The organism is Reichenbachiella sp. (genome assembly GCF_039941815.1).
In the GTDB taxonomy this organism is placed as follows: Bacteria; Bacteroidota; Bacteroidia; order Cytophagales; family Cyclobacteriaceae; genus Reichenbachiella.
In genome coordinates this window covers 1-1877 of sequence record NZ_JBDVDW010000021.1, presented here as the reverse complement: position 1 = coordinate 1877, position 1877 = coordinate 1, and the positions used below count along the sequence as shown (strand labels likewise).

At 38.1% G+C, this 1877-nt stretch carries 1 protein-coding gene; it reads left to right on the top strand.

Annotated elements, in window-relative coordinates:
• Positions 1-1078, top strand: a 1078-nt coding sequence (locus ABJF11_RS03300; RefSeq protein ID WP_348118040.1) for an RHS repeat-associated core domain-containing protein, incomplete at its 5' end; no start/stop codon positions are given.
• Between the last annotated feature and the right edge of the window lie 799 nt (positions 1079-1877).

The window sequence follows — 1877 nt, the reverse complement described above, 5'->3', positions numbered from 1 at the left end:
TGACAACTATGAAGAGATCCAGTCTGGCTATCACGAGATCAGCTCAAGTGCGTCCTTTAGCCATGAGCGATTGTTTTTGGATGATCTCACTTTTGATCAAGCATGCTATTTGTATATTTACACCAGCATGCAAAGTGATGTTACCAGCCCAGTCTACTTTGATGACCTCAAGGTCACCCATACTCACAGCCCTATTGTGAGCAAGGATGATTATTATCCTTTTGGCCTGACTTTCAATAACTATTCTAGACCGGCGATGACGGCGCAGAATTTTAAGTATAATGGGAATGAAGTTATTGAAGATTTTGATCTGAGGTTAATGAATTTTAACGCTAGGCAATATGATCCAGCGCTCGGAAGGTTCTTGTCTGTAGATGCAATGGCTGAAACACCTCAGCAGTATCCCATTTCTCCATATAATTTTGGATGGAATAACCCTATTAGATATAGTGACCCATCTGGAAATCACCCAATAGTTTGGGGATTAGCGAGTTTATATGAGGTAATTGTTGGTGGGGCTTTGATTGGAACCGGCGTATACTTTTTGCATGATAATTTGAGCCCTCCATACGATAAAATGAAAGCGAGTACTCTAAAAATTCACAATGAGGGATCTATTTTGGGAAATGTAAATGATCCGAATGATCCAAAATTTCAGCCAAATTGGGGAGCAGTCAAAAGGGCTGCAAAAATCATGGTAGCAATAGCGACCATAACAGAATTATATAGGGAAACCAATAAGTATCTTGATAAGAAAAAGTTAGAGAAAGCTATAGAGCAAATGAGTGATAGGGAAATTGCTCAGTTGATCGCAAGCACAGGAGGTATTCCTCAGGCTGAACAACTTACAGATCAACAGTTTTTTGGAACCATAAATCCTGCAATGGTGGAATCCGCCGCAATTTATGATATACTGAAGGATACTTATGGTATCGAAAGAGGGCAGACAAAAGAGGAGAAGGCAAAGGAAGATGAAAATAGGAGAAAGGGAAAAAAGGCGAAAGAGTTTCTAAACAACACTGCTTCGAAAGAAGAAGGGACATACATTTGGAATGGAACTGATTGGGTATTAGAATGATGAAATTTAAATATGATACCATAGGTCTGATAATTGCTGCAATTATCGTTATAACAAATATTTTCTTTAACGAGGTTTATTCAGGGTTGAATATTCCCATTCTAATTGGGGCATTTCTTATTCTTGTTGGTTCACATTTTTTACAAAAAAGGCATGAACAGAAGAATAATAAGTAAAGTTGGAGCTGTAATAGTTGGAATTTGGTTAGTATACTTGATTGTATTGTCAGTTATTGGATATTCTGATCGAATACCTCAAGTCTTCTACTTTGGTTTTTGGCTTGTAATGGGCTTTCTGTTAGGGTATCTGTATTGTTCATATTTATATGAAAAAATTATTAAAAAAAATGAAAAGGACCCATTTAGACACCGAATGAATTAGTCCTATATGCAATTACAACTCCTATAGCGTGCGTTTAGCCTCTTCGGCTTAACGTGTGTGATTAATCGGCGGGAAGAGATATATGAAGTACCGCTTTCTGTAAAAAGGGGACAAGGCGTCTACCGAGGGATTTCAAAACGTTCTATCAAAGCCTAACCTTTCGGTTGGGCTTTGGTGGTTAATAGGGCTATTAGGCACAATATATTATAGATCAAAAGACAGAATCTAAGGAATTTCTTAGGATTCGATGATGATTTATTGAAGGGTCAATAGTCACGCGTATCGTTGGATTACCAAAGCAATCGTGACTCATTGGTCAATGAATATTATAGCGACGTATTGCCATTGGTCACCAAAACCACGCACATTCACGTAAGTGCTCTGGCCAATGATACCACCACGCTCATCAAAACATTTG